Source organism: Janibacter terrae NBRC 107853 (assembly GCF_001591405.1).
Classification (GTDB): Bacteria; Actinomycetota; Actinomycetes; order Actinomycetales; family Dermatophilaceae; genus Janibacter; species Janibacter terrae.
Genome location: NZ_BCUV01000007.1, coordinates 340,167 through 355,701, shown reverse-complemented (window position 1 = coordinate 355,701; position 15,535 = coordinate 340,167). Strand labels below are relative to the sequence as shown.

16 protein-coding genes are annotated in these 15,535 nt (G+C 73.6%); 11 read left to right on the top strand and 5 right to left on the bottom strand.

Annotation, left to right across the window (positions count from 1 at the left end):
• The first annotated feature begins 12 nt into the window (after positions 1–12).
• Positions 13–306, top strand: coding sequence for a DUF4229 domain-containing protein (locus JT1_RS11270; RefSeq protein ID WP_068326358.1), 294 nt, complete (start codon positions 13–15; stop codon positions 304–306).
• Between the two features lie 219 nt (positions 307–525).
• On the opposite strand, the gene JT1_RS11265 is transcribed toward JT1_RS11270, so the two are convergent.
• Genes JT1_RS11265 through JT1_RS11255 form a run of 3 tightly spaced genes read right to left on the bottom strand, consistent with a single transcriptional unit; the run spans position 526 to position 3,559 of the window.
• On the bottom strand, positions 526–1,416 hold the full coding sequence (locus JT1_RS11265; protein WP_068326355.1) for a 1,4-dihydroxy-2-naphthoate polyprenyltransferase: 891 nt from the start codon (positions 1,414–1,416) through the stop codon (positions 526–528).
• Between the two features lie 22 nt (positions 1,417–1,438).
• Positions 1,439–2,587, bottom strand: coding sequence for an o-succinylbenzoate--CoA ligase (gene menE, locus JT1_RS11260; RefSeq protein WP_068326352.1), 1,149 nt, complete (start codon positions 2,585–2,587; stop codon positions 1,439–1,441).
• 15 nt (positions 2,588–2,602) lie between these two features.
• On the bottom strand, positions 2,603–3,559 hold the full coding sequence (locus tag JT1_RS11255; protein ID WP_068326349.1) for a 1,4-dihydroxy-2-naphthoyl-CoA synthase: 957 nt from the start codon (positions 3,557–3,559) through the stop codon (positions 2,603–2,605).
• A gap of 96 nt (positions 3,560–3,655) precedes the next feature.
• Between JT1_RS11255 and JT1_RS11250 the strand changes: the two genes are divergently transcribed.
• Positions 3,656–4,108, top strand: coding sequence for a DoxX family protein (locus JT1_RS11250; protein WP_068326346.1), 453 nt, complete (start codon positions 3,656–3,658; stop codon positions 4,106–4,108).
• Between the two features lie 59 nt (positions 4,109–4,167).
• Here the strand turns inward: JT1_RS11250 and JT1_RS11245 are convergent, their stop codons facing one another.
• A complete protein-coding gene (locus JT1_RS11245; RefSeq protein WP_068326343.1) occupies positions 4,168–5,640 on the bottom strand; it encodes a GntP family permease in 1,473 nt (490 codons plus the stop codon).
• A 147-nt stretch (positions 5,641–5,787) separates the two neighbouring features.
• Here JT1_RS11245 and JT1_RS11240 point away from each other — a divergent pair, with 147 nt between their 5' ends.
• The 6 genes from JT1_RS11240 to menD all read left to right on the top strand — a co-directional run bounded on the left by JT1_RS11240 (position 5,788) and on the right by menD (position 11,541).
• Complete coding sequence (locus JT1_RS11240; protein WP_068326341.1) at positions 5,788–6,495, top strand: hypothetical protein; 708 nt, start codon at positions 5,788–5,790, stop codon at positions 6,493–6,495.
• A gap of 28 nt (positions 6,496–6,523) precedes the next feature.
• Positions 6,524–6,931 carry a VOC family protein gene (locus JT1_RS11235; protein ID WP_068326338.1) on the top strand — a complete coding sequence of 136 codons (408 nt, stop codon included), beginning with the start codon at positions 6,524–6,526 and terminating at the stop codon, positions 6,929–6,931.
• Positions 6,928–7,917, top strand: coding sequence for an o-succinylbenzoate synthase (locus JT1_RS11230; RefSeq protein ID WP_068326335.1), 990 nt, complete (start codon positions 6,928–6,930; stop codon positions 7,915–7,917). Before JT1_RS11235 ends, JT1_RS11230 begins: the two co-directional genes overlap by 4 nt.
• Positions 7,918–8,002: 85 nt before the next feature.
• A complete protein-coding gene (locus tag JT1_RS11225) occupies positions 8,003–8,305 on the top strand; it encodes a hypothetical protein (RefSeq protein ID WP_068326331.1) in 303 nt (100 codons plus the stop codon).
• Positions 8,302–9,744, top strand: a complete 1,443-nt coding sequence (locus JT1_RS11220) for a hypothetical protein (RefSeq protein WP_068326329.1) — start codon at positions 8,302–8,304, stop codon at positions 9,742–9,744. The genes JT1_RS11225 and JT1_RS11220 overlap by 4 nt, the downstream gene beginning before the upstream one ends.
• 51 nt (positions 9,745–9,795) lie before the next feature.
• On the top strand, positions 9,796–11,541 hold the full coding sequence (gene menD, locus JT1_RS11215) for a 2-succinyl-5-enolpyruvyl-6-hydroxy-3-cyclohexene-1-carboxylic-acid synthase (protein WP_082807625.1): 1,746 nt from the start codon (positions 9,796–9,798) through the stop codon (positions 11,539–11,541).
• A gap of 83 nt (positions 11,542–11,624) precedes the next feature.
• On the opposite strand, the gene JT1_RS11210 is transcribed toward menD, so the two are convergent.
• A complete protein-coding gene (locus JT1_RS11210) occupies positions 11,625–12,926 on the bottom strand; it encodes an isochorismate synthase (RefSeq protein ID WP_068326323.1) in 1,302 nt (433 codons plus the stop codon).
• A gap of 41 nt (positions 12,927–12,967) precedes the next feature.
• Between JT1_RS11210 and JT1_RS11205 the strand changes: the two genes are divergently transcribed.
• The 3 genes from JT1_RS11205 (at position 12,968) to JT1_RS11195 (ending at position 15,530) form a co-directional block, all read left to right on the top strand.
• Positions 12,968–13,663, top strand: coding sequence for a demethylmenaquinone methyltransferase (locus JT1_RS11205; protein ID WP_068326320.1), 696 nt, complete (start codon positions 12,968–12,970; stop codon positions 13,661–13,663).
• 118 nt (positions 13,664–13,781) lie between these two features.
• Positions 13,782–15,092, top strand: coding sequence for a geranylgeranyl reductase family protein (locus tag JT1_RS11200; RefSeq protein ID WP_068326317.1), 1,311 nt, complete (start codon positions 13,782–13,784; stop codon positions 15,090–15,092).
• Positions 15,093–15,167: 75 nt separating this feature from the next.
• Positions 15,168–15,530 (top strand): NADH-quinone oxidoreductase subunit A, encoded by a 363-nt coding sequence (locus JT1_RS11195; RefSeq protein WP_068326314.1) that lies wholly within the window; start codon positions 15,168–15,170, stop codon positions 15,528–15,530.
• The last annotated feature ends 5 nt before the right edge of the window (positions 15,531–15,535 follow it).

The following is a 15,535-nucleotide window of genomic DNA, read 5'->3' as shown; positions in this document are numbered from 1 at the left end:
CTGAGTCACCCCATGGTCCGCTACACCCTGCTCCGTTTCCTGATCTTCTTCGGCTGCCTGGCGCTGCTGTGGCTGCTCGGCCTGCGCGACGGCAATGAGCTGCCCTGGCTCGTCGTCATCGCCGCCCTCGCGTCGATGGTCATCTCCGCGATCGTGCTCCGCCCCTTCCGCGTCGAGATGGTCGAGCAGATCCAGGCCCGCCAGGCCGCCAAGGCCCGCGCCCGCTCCGAGCGCACCGACACCGACGAGGCCGTCGAGGACGCCGCGCGCGGGTCCTCGGACGAGGGGCCTGAGTCCTACCGCTGAGGTCGCCTCAGGGGCCTCAGGTTTATCGGGTGACCCGATAAACCTCGCCTTCGCAGGAGTTTCAAACTCTTGCGAAGGCGAGGTTTGTCGTGCAGAGCGTGGGGCGAAGGGGGAGCCGCCTCACCGTGCGTGCACAGGAGGTCGTCCTGCTGCACACGGTGGCAGATCCAACCACGAGATGCACGAGGACGACCGGTTGTGCTCGCGCGCGGCAGGGGATCAGCGGGCGAGCGGCGCGAAGAGCCAGACCGCCCACATGACGTCGGCGAAGCCGGTGAGGCCCAGCGCCGGGATGAGCGCCCTGCCGGTGGCGCCGGAGCGGACGGCCTGGATGCCGGGCCAGGCGATGACGAGGCCGAGGAGGCCGATGGGCGCCCACGGCCGCCAGAAGGCCATGAGCAGCGTGCACACGATGGCCACGCCGAAGAGACCGACGTAGAGCTGGCGCGTGCGCGCGTCGCCGAGGCGCACGGCGAGGGTCTTCTTGCCGGTGACCGAGTCGGTCGGGATGTCGCGCAGGTTGTTGGCGACGAGGATCGCGGTGGCCAGGGCGCCGACGCCGACCGCGCCGAGGACCCCGACCGGGGTGATCATGTTGAGCTGGGTGTACTGGGTGCCGAGCGTGGCGACCAGGCCGAAGAAGACGAAGACGTAGAGCTCGCCGAGCCCGCGGTAGCCGTACGGGTTGTCGCCGCCGGTGTAGCGCCACGCGGCAATGATCGCGAGGACGCCGACGGGGATGAGGATCCACGTCTGGCTCAGGGCGACCAGGGCGAAGCCGGCGAAGGCCCCGATCCCGAAGAAGGTGAAGGCGGCGATCTTGACGTTGCCAGGCTCCGCCAGGCGCTGCCCGACGAGGCGGACCGGGCCGACCCGGTCCTCGTCCGTGCCGCGGATGCCGTCGCTGTAGTCGTTGGCGTAGTTGACGCCGACCTGCAGGCAGCAGGAGACGATCATCGCGAGGAGCGCGAGACCGAGGTTGGCCCCCTTCGTCCCCTGCTCGAGGTCCCGGTGGGCGGCCGCTGCGGCGGTGCCGACGATGACGGGGGCGATTGCTGCGGGGAGGGTCCGTGGGCGTGCGCCCGCGACCCACTGCTTGAAGGTGGCCACGACAGGCGATCTTACGAGGCGCTCAGCCCCCGAGCAGACGCGCCACGGCGGCGCGGTCGGGCTTGCCCGGCCCGCGCATCGGCAGCTCGGCGACGACGTGGACCCGTCGGGGGAGCGCGGCCGGCTCGAGGTGGGGGCGGAGCATCTCGCGGATCTCGGCGACGCCGGCCTCGGGGACGGGCCCGACCGGCGGGCCGCCGGGGGAGGTGACGGCGGCGAGGGCCACGGACTGCCCCCACTCCGGGTCGGGGAGGCCGACGACGACCGCCCCGGTGACGGCCGGGACGTGCGCGAGCACGGCCTCCTCGACGACGCGCGGCGCGATCTTGAGGCCGCCGGTGTTGATGACGTCGTCGGCGCGGCCGGTGATGCTCACCCGCCCCTGGCCGTCGACCGAGCCGAGGTCGCCGGTGCGAAACCAGCGCTGGCCCCCTTCGCTGCGGAAGGCGTCCGTCTCGAGACCGAGGTACCCGTGCGCGACGACCGGACCGCCGAGCTCGAGCACCCCGTCGGCCCCGGTGCGCGCCGCGACGCCCTTGAGCGGCGCGCCGTTGTAGACGCAGCCGCCGGCGGTCTCGGACATGCCGTAGGTCGTCACCACGCGCACACCGAGGGAGCGCGCGCGGTCGAGCAGCGTCGCGGGGGTGGCGGCACCGCCGACGAGGATCGCGTCGAAGCGTCGCAACGCCTCCAGCCCGAGCGGGTCCTCGACGAGCCGGCCCAGCTGGGTCGGGACGAGCGAGGTGTACCGGCGGTCGCCGTGCATGCCCGCCGTGGCCTCGACGAAGGCGAAGGCGCCGCCTGCGGCCGGGTCGAGGACGACCGGAGTCGTGCCGGCGGCGATGCTGCGCAGCAGGACCTGCAGGCCGGCGACGTGGTGCGGCGGCAGGGCGAGCAGCCACTGCCCCGGACCGCCGAGCCGCTCGGCGGTCGCCTCCGCGCTCGCGATGAGGTTGGCCGCGGTGAGCAGCGCGAGCTTGGGGGTGCCGGTCGAGCCGGAGGTCGCGATGGCGACGGCGAGGTCGGGCGGCAGGTCGCCCCCGGGCAGGCTCGGGATCTCACCCGGTGCGTGGGGGTGGATCGGCGCGGTGCCGGTCAGCGCGCGCTCGAGCGAAGGGAGTACATCAAGGATCGCTGGTCCGGCGGGGAGGGGCAGGGGTGTGATCGGCACGGGGTCATCGCCCGATCAGAAGTACCAGGGGAAGGGCGACCAGTCCGGGTCCCGCTTCTCCAGGAACTGGTCGCGCCCCTCGACCGCCTCGTCGGTCATGTACGCGAGGCGCGTCGCCTCGCCGGCGAAGACCTGCTGGCCCATGAGCCCGTCGTCGGTGAGGTTGAAGGCGAACTTGAGCATGCGGATCGCGGTCGGGGACTTCGCCATGATCTCGCGGGCCATCGTCAGCGCCTCGGTCTCGAGCTCGGCGTGGTCGACGACCGCGTTCACGGCGCCCATCTCGTACATCTCCTGGCCGGTGTACGCGCGGCCGAGGAAGAAGATCTCCCGGGCGCGCTTCTGCCCCACCATCTTCGCGAGGTAGGCGCTGCCGTACCCGCCGTCGAAGGAGCCCACGTCGGCATCGGTCTGCTTGAACCGCGCGTGCTGGCTGGCGAGCGTCATGTCGCACACGACGTGCAGCGAGTGGCCGCCGCCGGCTGCCCAGCCGTTCACGAGCGCGATGACGACCTTGGGCATGGTGCGGATGAGGCGCTGGACCTCGAGGATGTGGAGGCGCCCCCCTTCGGCCTTGACGCGGCGCTCGTCGATGCCCGCGACGCTGTCGTCGCCGGTCGGGTCCGCCGCGTACTGGTAGCCGGAGCGGCCGCGGATCCGCTGGTCCCCGCCGGTGCAGAAGGCCCAGCCCTCGGTCGTCGCGCTGCTGCCCTCGCGCGGGGTCGGACCGTTGCCGGTGAGCAGGACGACGCCGACGTCGGGGGTGCGTCGGGCGTGGTCGAGGGTCCGGTAGAGCTCGTCGACGGTGTGCGGGCGGAAGGCGTTGAGGATCTCCGGCCGGTCGAAGGCGATGCGCACGCACCCGACGTCCTTGGCCCGGTGGTACGTGAGGTCGGTGAGGTCCTCGAACCCGGGGACCACCTCCCAGGCCTGCGGGTCGAAGGTCTCGCTGACGTTGTCCAGTGCGCTCACGGGGGCGAGCCTACTGACCGTCGGTTTGGCGAGCGGACCCGATGATGATTAAAGTAACAACTGTTGTAGTTGCAATCAATTGGAAGGACGCGACGCATGCGCCGCACCCAGATCGACCTCGCCCTCGTGATCCTGCGGATCGTCATGGGCCTGACCATGTTCCTGCACGGCTGGCAGAAGCTCACCGCCGCCGGCTTCGGCGGCGTCGGTGAGATGTTCGCCGGGATGGGTGCACCGCTCGCCGGCGTCACCGGTCCGCTGACCCTGCTCGTCGAGCTCGTCGGCGGCGTCCTGATCGTCCTCGGCCTCGGCACCCGCGTCGTCGGTGCCGTCTACGCGCTCGTCATGCTCGGCGCGCTCTTCGTCGTCCACCTGTCGGCGGGCTTCTTCGTCGGGGAGGGCGGCTACGAGCTCGTCCTCCTGCTCGCCGGCATCGGCGCGGCCCTCGCCGTCGCCGGCCCCGGCGCCTGGTCTCTCGACGCGGTCCTCGCCGGTCGTCGCGCCGTCACGCAGGTCGACGCCCCCGAGCGGGAGCGCGTCGCGGCCTGACCGTCGCGCACCGCCGCCGGGGAGCCCCCTTCGTCACGACGACGAAGGGGGCTCCCGCGTCAGGCGACGATGCTCGCCAGGAGCACCAACGGCAACGACACGACCGCGCCGAGCGAGGTCGCGAGCGTCAGCGTCTTGAGCGCGCCCTTGGTCGAGAGACCGAGCAGGCTCTTGAACATCCAGAAGAAGTTGCTGTTGACGTGCAGCGCGAACATCGCGCCGGACCCGATGGCCAGGGCCACGACGACCGGCTCGACCCCGGTCGAGGCGACGACCGGGCTGATGATGCCCGACGCGGTGATCGCGCCGACCGAGACCGACCCGATCGCGAAGTGCAGCAGCGCGGCGATGAACCACGCGAGCAGCACGGTGATGAGGACGGGGGCGCTGGCGTCGGCCGAGAAGAGCTGCTTGAGGGACGCGTCGAGCCCGGTCTCGGTGATGACGGCCCCGAGCGAGCCGCCGATGCCGGTGATGAGCAGGATCTCGCCGGTGGTCCGGAAGCCCTGCGAGAGAGCCGCCTCCGTGCCGTCCCCGCCGAGCGCGCCGCGCCCGATGAGGAAGGCGATGAGCAGGCCGATGAACAGCGCCATGTTGGCATTGCCGAGGAAGGCGATCGTCGCGTTGCTCTTGTCGAAGAGGTCCATGAAGGCGCCGAAGGCGATGAGCACGAGCGGCACGAGGATCGGGGACAGGCGCAGCAGCAGCGGCAGGCGCAGCGCGCGGTCCGGCACCGCGTCGGGGTCCTCGAGGTCGGCGTCCACGCCGTCGACCGTCGGTGCTGCGCCGGACCCCGCTGTCGCACCGGACCCGGCGCCGGGACGGGCCGCAGCGGCCTCGGCCGCGGCGCGGGCGAGGTAGGCGCGGTGCCCCGGGTTGTCGGGGTGCTCCTCCTCGTCGGCATCGATGTCGGTGGTCTCGTCCCAGAAGCGGGTCTGCAGGAGCAGCCGGAAGAGGAAGGTCGTGATCAGCGCGGTCGCGACGCCGATCGGGGCGCCGAAGATCAGGTACTCGCCGAGCGGCAGCTTCAGCTGGCCGGCGATGGCCACGGCGGCCAGGCCCGGCACGAAGAAGACGTACCCGGCGAAGATCCCGATGCCGATCGCGCCGGCGAGCCACGGCAGGCCGCGCTTGCGGTCGACGACCGGCGCCGCCTGGCGGGCCATGGGGGAGGCGAGGACGACCTGCACGTCGACGTAGATGGACGGGAAGATCGCCGACAGCGCCGCGGTCATCGCGTACGGCAGCTTGCCGCCGACCCGGCGCGCGATGATCTCGACGAGCGCCCGGAAGGTGCCGGTCGCCTGCAGCAGCGACCCGATGAGCACGCCGAAGCCGATGAGCAGACCGACCTCGCCCATGATCTCGCCGAAGCCGGTGGTGATGGCCGTGACCGTGCCCTCGGCCCCCACCCCCGCGGACAGACCGAGGAAGACCGAGGAGATGATCAGCGAGATCACCGGGTCGACCTTGAAGCGGATGATGAGCACGATCGCGACGGCGATCGCGATGAGAGTCAGGGCGATGTCCACGGGCAGCGACCCTACGCCCGTCCCCAGCCCCCCGCCGCGCTCGGCGCCCGTCCACAGCCCGACGAAGGGGGTCCCCCTCACCTCCCGCAGCCGGTGGGGTGGACCCGTGGCCGGTCACCCGGACCGTCACGGGCGAGAGGACGCGACATGACGGACCGATGGCTGTACGGGATCGACGGCGGTGGCGGCGGCCCGGTCATGGGCGATGAGTGGGGGCCGGTCCCGCCGCCGGGTGAGGACCTGACGTACGGGCTGCGCGAGCCGGTGCCGCAGCAGACGATGCGTGGCTGGCTCCAGCGGGTGGTCGGAGGGCCGGAGGAGCTCGAGCGACTCGTCGGCGACCCACTGCCGGTCGACGAGCCACTGCACCCGGACGCGCTCGCCGGCCCGGTGCCGCCCGGGTGGGTGCGCTCGATCGACGCGGTCCTCATGGCGTCCGGGCCGCCACCGCTGGCGGCCGCCGAGCTGCCCACCGTCTACCGGCGGCTGCTCGCCGCGAGCGCCCGGGCGCGGCTGCTCGAGCGGTGGCGGTCGGCCGAGCCGGCCCGGGTCGCGGCGGGGATCATCCACTGTGCGGCCAAGGCCAACGGCCTCGTCGGGGGCGCGGCCGTCTTCAGGGTGCGCGACTACCTGGCGGGGGTCCCCGTGCAGTCCTACCAGGACCGCTCCCGGGCACTCGCGATCACGCTCGGGGGTGACGCCTGGTGCCACGGGCAGCGGCCGCCGGGAGTGCCGGACGTGTACGTCCTGGGTGACACGGCCTTCCTCGTCAGCCGCTTTCGCCTCGACCTGATGAGCCTGCGCGACGTGCTCCTCGAGACCGAGGCGGCCCGGGCGGCGGCGACGGCCGGCTGAGGGCCGAGCGCGGGTTACCGTCCTGTGCATGGCACTGCACTGGTACCAGACGGCGATCGACGCGCGTGACCACCGAGCCCTTGCGCGGTGGTGGGCCGACGTCCTGGGGTGGCGGATCGGCTACGAGGACGAGTACGAGGCCAATGTCGTGCCGCCCGAGCACACCGAGGACCCGGTCGACGACCTGGCGACCTGGCAGGGCCTGCGCACCTCGCTCGTCTTCGTCCCCGTGCCCGAGGGCAAGACGATCAAGAACCGCCTGCACCTCGACCTGGCGCCTCACGTCGAGCAGGAGCGCGACGCCGAGATCGAGACGCTCCTGGCCCAGGGCGCCACCCGCGTCGACGTCGGCCAGGACGAGCAGGAGGTCACCTGGACCGTCCTCGCCGACCCCGAGGGCAATGAGTTCTGCGTGCTCTCGAGCCGGGACCGATGACCGCGCTCGCCTCCGTCGAGGAGCTGCTCGACGGCCTACACGTGGTCACGCTGCCGCTCAACACCCGGTTCCGCGGGGTCACCGAGCGCGAGGTCGCGCTGGTGCGCGGACCCGCCGGGTGGGGGGAGTTCGCGCCCTTCCTCGAGTACGGGCCGACCGAGGCCGCGCGCTGGCTGGACGCGGCTGTCGAGGCCGCCTGGGACGGGTGGCCGCAGCCCGTGCGCGACGAGGTTCCGGTCAACGCGACCGTCCCCGCCGTCCCCGCTGCCGACGTGGCGACCGTGCTCGCCCGCTACGACGGCTGCACGACCGCCAAGGTCAAGGTCGCCGAGCGGGGCCAGGACCTGCGCGACGACCTCGACCGGGTTGCCGCCGTCCGCGACGTCATGGGGCCGGACGCGCGCATCCGCGTCGACGCCAACGGCGGCTGGTCCCTGACGCAGGCCGCCGACAGCCTGTCCCTCCTCGCGCAGTACGGCCTCGAGTACGCGGAGCAGCCCTGCGCCGACGTGCGCGACCTCGCTCGTCTGCGCGTCGAGCTCGCCCACCAGGGCGTCGACGTCCGGGTCGCCGCCGACGAGTCCATCCGCAAGGCGGAGGACCCGCTCGAGGTCGCCCGCCTGCGCGCGGCCGACGTCATCGTCGTCAAGGTCGCGCCACTCGGCGGGGTGGCCTCCGCGCTGCGCGTCGTCGAGCAGTGCGGCCTGCCGGCCGTGGTCTCCTCTGCCATCGACTCGAGCGTCGGCCTGCGCGCCGGTGTCGCCCTCGCCGCCGCGCTGCCCGAGCTCCACCACGCGTGCGGGCTCGGCACCGGCGCCCTGCTCGCCGCCGACGTGACGGGTGAGCCCCTCCTCCCCGTGGCCGGTGCCCTGCCGGTCCGCGACGTCGCCCCCGACCCGCGACTCCTCGCCGCGCACGCCGCGTCGCCGGCCCGGGAGCACTGGTGGCGCGAGCGGGTCCGCGCGGCCTGGGCGGCGCGCGTCTGACCACAGGCCCGGTGGTGGCGCTCCCTTCGTCCACAGGAGCGCGAAGGGGGTCCCGCCCGCCCTGCCCAAGGGGTGGGGTGGACCCATGGACACGGGGATCGACAGGCTGCTCCCGGGGGAGCTGACAGCGGTGGCGGTGCGGCTCGAGCGCCACGCCGACCGGCTGGACGCGTGCGCCGTGCAGGCGCGCAGCGCGACGGCCACGAGCTGGCAGGGGGAGGCGGCTCGGCTGCACCGCGACGTCGTCGGCGAGCACGCCGACACCCTCGCCACCTACGCCCGTCGCGTGCGCCAGGCCGCCGCCGACGTGCGGCACCTGCAGGCCGTCGCCGAGTCGCGCCTGCACACGGTCGGCGCCGTCGACCTCACGGCCCGGGTGCTGCCGTGAGCGGGATCAGCGTCACCGGGGGCGCGGCCGGGCTGTCGGTCGGGCTCGACGAGCTCGAGGAGTCCGCGGGACGCCTGCGGCGGATCGCGCTGGACGTCGGCGAGGTGGGCCTCGCGATCGGCCTCGCCGCGGTGGACCCGGGGCTCGCGCTCGCCGGGCTGCTGGCCCCGGTGGAGGCCGTGACCGCCGAGCTTGCCATCGGCCGGTGCACCGGGGTCGTCGCCGTCGGGGTCGAGGTCGGCACCACCGCGGCCGCGACGACGGCGGCCCTCCACGCCTACCGCGACGGCGAACGCAGCGTCCAGGCCCTCACCGACGGCATCGCGACGAGCGCGGGCGCGTGGGTCGGCCGATCGGTGGCCCCGGTCGTCCTCGGGGCCGGGCTGGCGAGCGTGCCGGTGGTCGCGGCCGTGATGACCGTGCCCGGTGCGCGTGGGGCGGCGATCTCGGTCGGGCTGGGGCTCGGTCGGGAGGTCGACGAGATCCTCTTCGACCACCCCTGGCTCGTCCCCGCCGCGGCCGACGGCCTCGACGGGCTGCTCCTCGGCCTCGGCGAGGGGGTGCCGGTGCTCGGCCTGTGGCTCGGCTGGCGCAGCAGCCGGGCCGGCGTGCCCTACCCGCCGCGCCACCACGCCGACGCGCTCGCCGTGGTCATCGCCGCGACGAAGGGCGTCGCCCTCGACGAGTCGGGCCGCCGGGTCGACCTGCGGCCCCGACCGGCAGGCGTCGGTCGGGCGCCCCGCGGCGTCGCCGACCTCGTCGCGGCCGACGGACCCACGTCGGGTGGGTCGCGGCTGCGCGTGACCGGCATCCCCCAGGCCGACGGCACCTGGGCCTGGGTCGTGGACATCCCGGGGACGCAGACCTTCGACCCACGGGCCGGCGCCAACCCGTGGGACCTGACGAGCAACGCGTTGCTCCTCGCGGGGGAGACGACCGCCTCGATGCTCGCCGTCGAGCGGGCCGTCACCGACGCCCGCCGCCGCGTCGGGGACACCGGACCGCCGCGCGTCATGGCCGCCGGGCACAGCCACGGCGGGATCACCGCGGCGGCACTCGCCGCGAACCCGCACCTGCGACGGCGGCTCGGGATCACCCACGTCGTGACCTCCGGAGCCCCCGTCGCCTCCCTCGGGGTGCCGGAGGACGTGTCGGTGCTGAGCCTCGAGCACACCGAGGACCTCGTGCCCGGTCTCGAGGGCGCGGCCAACCCCGACCGCGCCGGCTGGGTGACCGTCGAGCGCTCCCTCGCCGACGACCTGGGCCGGGACGCCCGCGCGACCCAGGCGCACGACAGCGGCCGCTACGCCGAGACCGCGCGCCTGGTCGACGCGAGCGAGGACCCCTCCCTCGCGGCGTGGCGGCAGGGGGCAGCCCCCTTCGTCGGGACGGCCGGGACGCCGACCGTGACGATCGACTACGACGTCGAGCGGATCTGAGGGGAGCCCGCCCGCCCGACACCGGCCCTGCGGGGTGGCAGGATCGGGTGGGTGAATCCCTCGACGACCGGTGCTCGTGTGCTCCTCGACGAGCTCGCGCGGCTCGGCGTCCGCGAGGTCGTCCTGTGCCCCGGCTCGCGCTCGGCCCCGCTCGCCTACGCGGCCCACGACCTCGAGCTGGCAGGGCGGCTGCGCCTGCACGTGCGGGTCGACGAGCGGAGCGCGGCCTTCCTCGCGCTGGGCCTGGCCAAGACCTCCCGCCGGCCGGCCGCCGTCATCACGACGAGCGGGACGGCCGTGGCCAACCTCCACCCCGCAGTCCTCGAGGCCCACCACGGCGCGGTCCCGCTGCTCCTCCTCACCGCCGACCGGCCCCCGGAGCTGCGCGGGGTCGGCGCCAACCAGGCCACGAGCCAGTACGGCGTCTACGGCGAGCACGTCCGGCTGGCCCTCGAGCTCGAGACCCCCGCCGACCCCGCACGCCAGGCCGCGGGCTGGCGGACTGCCGCCGCCCGGGCCGTCGCCGCCGCGACCGGCGCCCTCGCCGGGCAGGGGAGTGCCGGGCCCGTCCACCTCGACCTGCCCTACCGCGACCCGCTCGCCCCGACGGCGATCGCCGCCCCCGCGACGGGTCGAGGGCACAACGACCGCCCACCCGGTCGCGGACACCTCGACCCGGTGGTCGGTCGCGAGGGCGACCACCCCTGGGTCGCCGTGACCGGCCCCGCCCCCGTCACCGCCGGGCACGCAGTCCCCCTCGAGCACGACCCCGACACCATCGTCGTCCTCGGTGAGCTGCCCACCGCCGACCACCGGGCCGCCGCGCTCGCCTGGGCGAGCCACCACGGCGCACCGGTCGTCGCCGAGCCGGGGCCCGGCACGAGCGACCTCGTCCTGCCCCACGGCGACCTCGTCCTCACGGCGACGGACTGGGTGGCGGCGCACCTCCCTTCGCGCCTGCTCGTCGTCGGGCGCCCCACCCTCGGCCGCTCCGTGCCGGCGCTCACGCGCACCCCCGGGGTCCGGGTCGAGGTGGTCACCACCGGAGAGCCGGGCGCCGACGGCTGGGCCGACGCGACCCACGCGGCGGCCGCGGTGCACCCCTTCGCCGCGCTGTCGCTGGAGGGACCCGGGTGGGAGGAGAGCGACCTCGCCCGGACCTGGCGCGAGGCCGGCGAGCGCCTCGCCGCTGCCGTCCCCACCGATGCCGCCGGCCCCGTGGTCGCCCGGGCCCTGCACGACGCACTGCCACCGGACGCCGCCCTCTTCCTCGGCAGCTCGAGCGTCGCCCGCGACCTCGCGCACGGCGTCGCCCACCCGCGCGTCGACGTCGAGGTCCTCACCAGCCGCGGGCTCGCGGGGATCGACGGCTGCGTCTCGACCGCCGTCGGCATCGCGTTGTCCCGCCCGGGGCCGACCGTCGCGCTGCTCGGTGACCTGACCTTCCTGCACGACGCCAACGGCCTGCTCATCGGGCCCGCCGAGCCCCGCCCGGACCTGACGATCGTCGTGCTCGACGACGACGGGGGCAGCATCTTCGGCACGCTCGAGTACGGCGCGCCGGAGCTGTCGGGGCCGATGACGCGGTTGTTCACGACACCCACGGGCAGCGACATCGGGTTGCTCTGCGCGGCCCACGGGGTGCCCTCGACCACGGCGCGCGGCCCGGACGATCTCGCCGGCCTGCTGCACCACGGCAGCCCGGGGATCCGCGTCATCCGGGTGCCGGTCCCCGGCCACGCCCGGCGCGCGGCCGGTCAGCGAGTGCGCGCGGCTGTCGCCGCCGCTCTGGCCTGACTCGGGCAGTCCACGTCGCCGAGACTCGGGAATTGGCTCCTGTCCGGCCGAAATTGCGGCCATGACCCGAGTCTCACGCAGGGTCAGCCGCCGAGCGCCGTCCGCATCGGCAGCAGCTTGGCGACGGACTCGGCGACCTCGTCCCCGGCGACCGACCCGGCCACGATCCCGCAGCCCGCGTACAGGCGCAGCGAGGTCGCGTCCTCGTACCAGCCGCAGCGCAGCGCGATGCCCCACTCGCCGTCGCCCGAGGCGTCCATCCAGCCCACCGGCCCGGCGTAGCGCCCGCGGTCCATCTGCTCCAGCTCGGCGATGACCCCGTCGGCGACCGGCGTCGGCGTGCCGCACACGGCGGCCGACGGGTGCAGCGACGCGGCGAGGGCGAGCGAGGTCGAGTCGTCGTCGACGACCCCCGCGACGTCCGTCGCGAGGTGCATGACGTTGTTGAGATGCAGGACGAAGGGGGAGTCCGGCACGTTGATCGAGGACGTGTGGTCGGTCAGGGCGTCCGCGACCGAGCGCACCGCGTACTCGTGCTCCTCGAGGTCCTTGCTGCTGCGGGCCAGCGACCCGGCGAGCGCGAGGTCGTGACTGTCGTCGCCCGTGCGCCGGATCGTGCCGGCGAGCACGCGCGAGGTGACGAGGCCGCGCTCGAGCCGCACGAGCATCTCGGGGGTGGCGCCCACGAGGCCGTCGACCGCGAAGACCCACGTCGTGTCGTAGTCCGCGGCGAGCCGTTGCAGCAGCCACCGCGGGTCGATGCGCTGCTGCGCGGTCGCCTGGACGGCGCGGGCGAGCACGACCTTGTCGAGCGAGCCGGCGTTGATCCGGCGGACCGCCTCCTCCACGGCCTCGGCCCAGCGCTCCGCGGTGAGGTCCCGGTCGGCGAAGGCCACCGGTCCCGGGTCGTGCGGCGCGGGCTGGCGAGCGAGCACCTGGTCCGCGGGGGGCACCGTGGCGTCGGTCGTGATCGTCGTGACCCACGCGAGGTTGCCGCGACGGCCGACGACGACCTCGGGGACGACGAGCACCGACTCGGAGAGGGAGCGGCGCGAGTAGGCCATCGACCCGAAGGCGATCGGCCCGGTCCCCGGCTCGTCGACGTCGTCGCGCACGATCGCCTCGGCGGTGACCTCGCGCCACCACTCCTGCGCCTGCTCGAAACGGTGCGGACCCGTCGCCCGGAAGGTGGCGACCCGGCCCCAGCCGACGAGGCCCTCGCCCTTGCGGACCCAGGAGACGATGTCGCCCGCGTCGCCCGGCTCGGGCAGCAGCCCGAGCAGGTCCGTGACGCGGGGGAGGGGGACGGACACCGTCCGCACGACGAGCGCGGGGTGCGGGACGCCGGAGGTGGAGGGGACGTCGGCGGGCGATGGAGAGGTCATGTCGCGGTCCAGCGTACGACTGCGGGTGCGAGGATGAGCACATGAGCCGCGCCACCCTCCAGAAGGACCCCAAGGACGTCGCCGCGATGTTCGACGAGACCGCCGCGAAGTACGACCTGATGAACGACGTCCTGTCGCTGGGGCAGACGAGGCTGTGGCGTCGGGCCGTGGTCGCCGCCATCGACCCGAGGCCGGGCCAGCGCATCCTCGACATCGCCGCCGGTCCCGGCTCCTCCTCCCTCCCGCTGCGCGCGGCGGGCGCCCACGTGGCCTCCGCCGACTTCTCCCTCGGGATGCTCCGCCAGGGCCTGAAGCAGAGCCCCGAGCTCGACTTCACCGCCGCGGACGCGACCCGCCTGCCCTTCGCCGACGCGTCCTTCGACGTGGTGACGATGTCCTTCGGGTTCCGCAACGTCGTGCAGCCCGAGGTGGCGCTCGGCGAGTTCCTGCGCGTGACCCGACCGGGTGGGCGCCTGCTCGTCTGCGAGTTCAGCCAGCCGGTCAACAAGACCTTCCGCACGGTCTACAGCGAGTACCTCATGGCAGCCTTCCCGCCCGTCGCCCGCCGGCTGAGCTCCAACCCGGACTCCTACGTCTACCTCGCCGAGTCGATCCAGAGCTGGCCCGCGCAGGAGCCGCTGGCCCGGATGATCGAGGGCGCCGGATGGTCGGGGGTCGAGTGGCGCAACCTCACGGGCGGGATCGTCGCCCTGCACCGCGCCGTCAAGGCGGGCTGAGTCCCCCTTCGTCCGGATGCGCCCGCAGGTTAGGTGAACCTGTGTCCGCCTCGTTGTTCCCGAAGAGTAGGCTTCCCGGCGATCGTGAAATGCTTCACAAGCAGCTGAGGGAAGTTTCGTGACCAGTGCACTGCCGGCGGCCGAGGGTGGCCGCAGCGTCGACGTCATCGTCGTCGGGGCCGGACCGGGTGGCAGCGCCACCGCGGCCTGGTTGGCGAAGGCCGGCAAGGACGTCGTCCTGCTGGAGAAGTCCCGCTTCCCCCGGGACAAGATCTGCGGGGACGGGCTCACCCCCCGAGCGGTCCGCCAGCTGATCAACCTCGGCATCCCGCTGTCGGAGACCGACGGCTGGGCGCGCAACAAGGGCCTGCGGATCATCGGCGGCGGCATGCGGCTGCAGCTCGACTGGCCCGATGTCACCTCCTTCCCCGGGTACGGCATGGTCCGCGCCCGCCAGGACCTCGACGAGGTCCTCGCCCGCCACGCCGCGTCGAGCGGGGCCGAGCTCCTCGAGGGACGCAATGTCTCCGAGCCGCTGCGTGACGAAGGGGGGCGCATCGTCGGCGTCGTCGCGAAGGTCGTCGACGAGCGCGGTCGCGCCACGGGCGAGACCGAGACCTACCGGGCCCCCGTCGTCGTCGCCGCGGACGGCGTCTCCTCCCGCCTGTCGGTGAAGATGGGCCGCGAGAAGCGCGAGGACCGGCCCATGGCCGTCGCGGTGCGCGCGTACTACGAGACCCCGCGCCACGACGACGACTACCTCGAGAGCCACCTCGAGCTGTGGTCCACCACCCCCGACGGCGGCCGGATCCTCATGCCGGGCTACGGCTGGCTCTTCGGCCTGAACGACGGCCGCTCCAACATCGGCCTCGGCGTCCTCAACACCTCCGAGGCCTTCGGCCGCACCGACTACAAGGACGTCATGCGTCGCTGGGTCGAGACGATGCCGGCCGAGTGGGGCATCAACGAGGACACGATCACCGGCGAGATCACCGCGGCCGCGCTGCCGATGGCCTTCAACCGCCAGCCGCTCTACGCCGACGGCCTCATGCTCGTCGGTGACTCCGGCGGCATGGTCAACCCCTTCAACGGCGAGGGCATCGACTACGCCCTCGAGGCCGGTCACGCCGCCGCCGAGACGATCGTGCAGGCCCTCGCCCGCCCGACCGCCGCGGACCGCGAGCGCGTGCTCCAGTCCTACGTCGGCCGGATGAAGGACATGCACGGCGGCTACTTCACCCTCGGCGCGCAGTTCGCCAAGCTCATCGGCAAGCCCGAGATCATGCGGCTGGCGACGAAGTACGGCCTCCCGCGCCAGACCCTCATGAAGTTCATGCTCAAGCTCATGGCCAACCTCCCGGAGGAGAAGGGCGGCGGTCTCGACGACCGGCTCGTCCAGCTCATGACCAAGGTGGCTCCCAATGCGTGAGCCCGGCGTCGGCGTGCTGCCGGCCACCCCTAGGATCGGTGGCGTGCATCACATGTCAGAAAGCGAGGCGCAGCGATGAACCCGTACATCCCGCTGCTCATCCTGTTCCTGCTGGGGCTCGGCTTCGCCATCGTCTCGGTGGGCACGAGCCTGGTCGTGGGCCCGGCCCGCTACAACGCGGCGAAGGCCCAGGCCTACGAGTGCGGCATCCAGCCGACGCCGCAGGCATCCGAGGGTGGTCGCTTCCCGGTGAAGTACTACCTGACCGCGATGCTCTTCATCATCTTCGACATCGAGGCGCTCTTCCTCTACCCCTTCGCTGTCGCGTTCGACGAGCTCGGGGCCTTCACCCTCGGTGCCGTGGTGCTTTTCCTGTTCAACGCGTTCTTCATCGCCGACGCCTACGTGTGGCGTCGCGGTGGGTTCGAGTGGGACTGACGAGG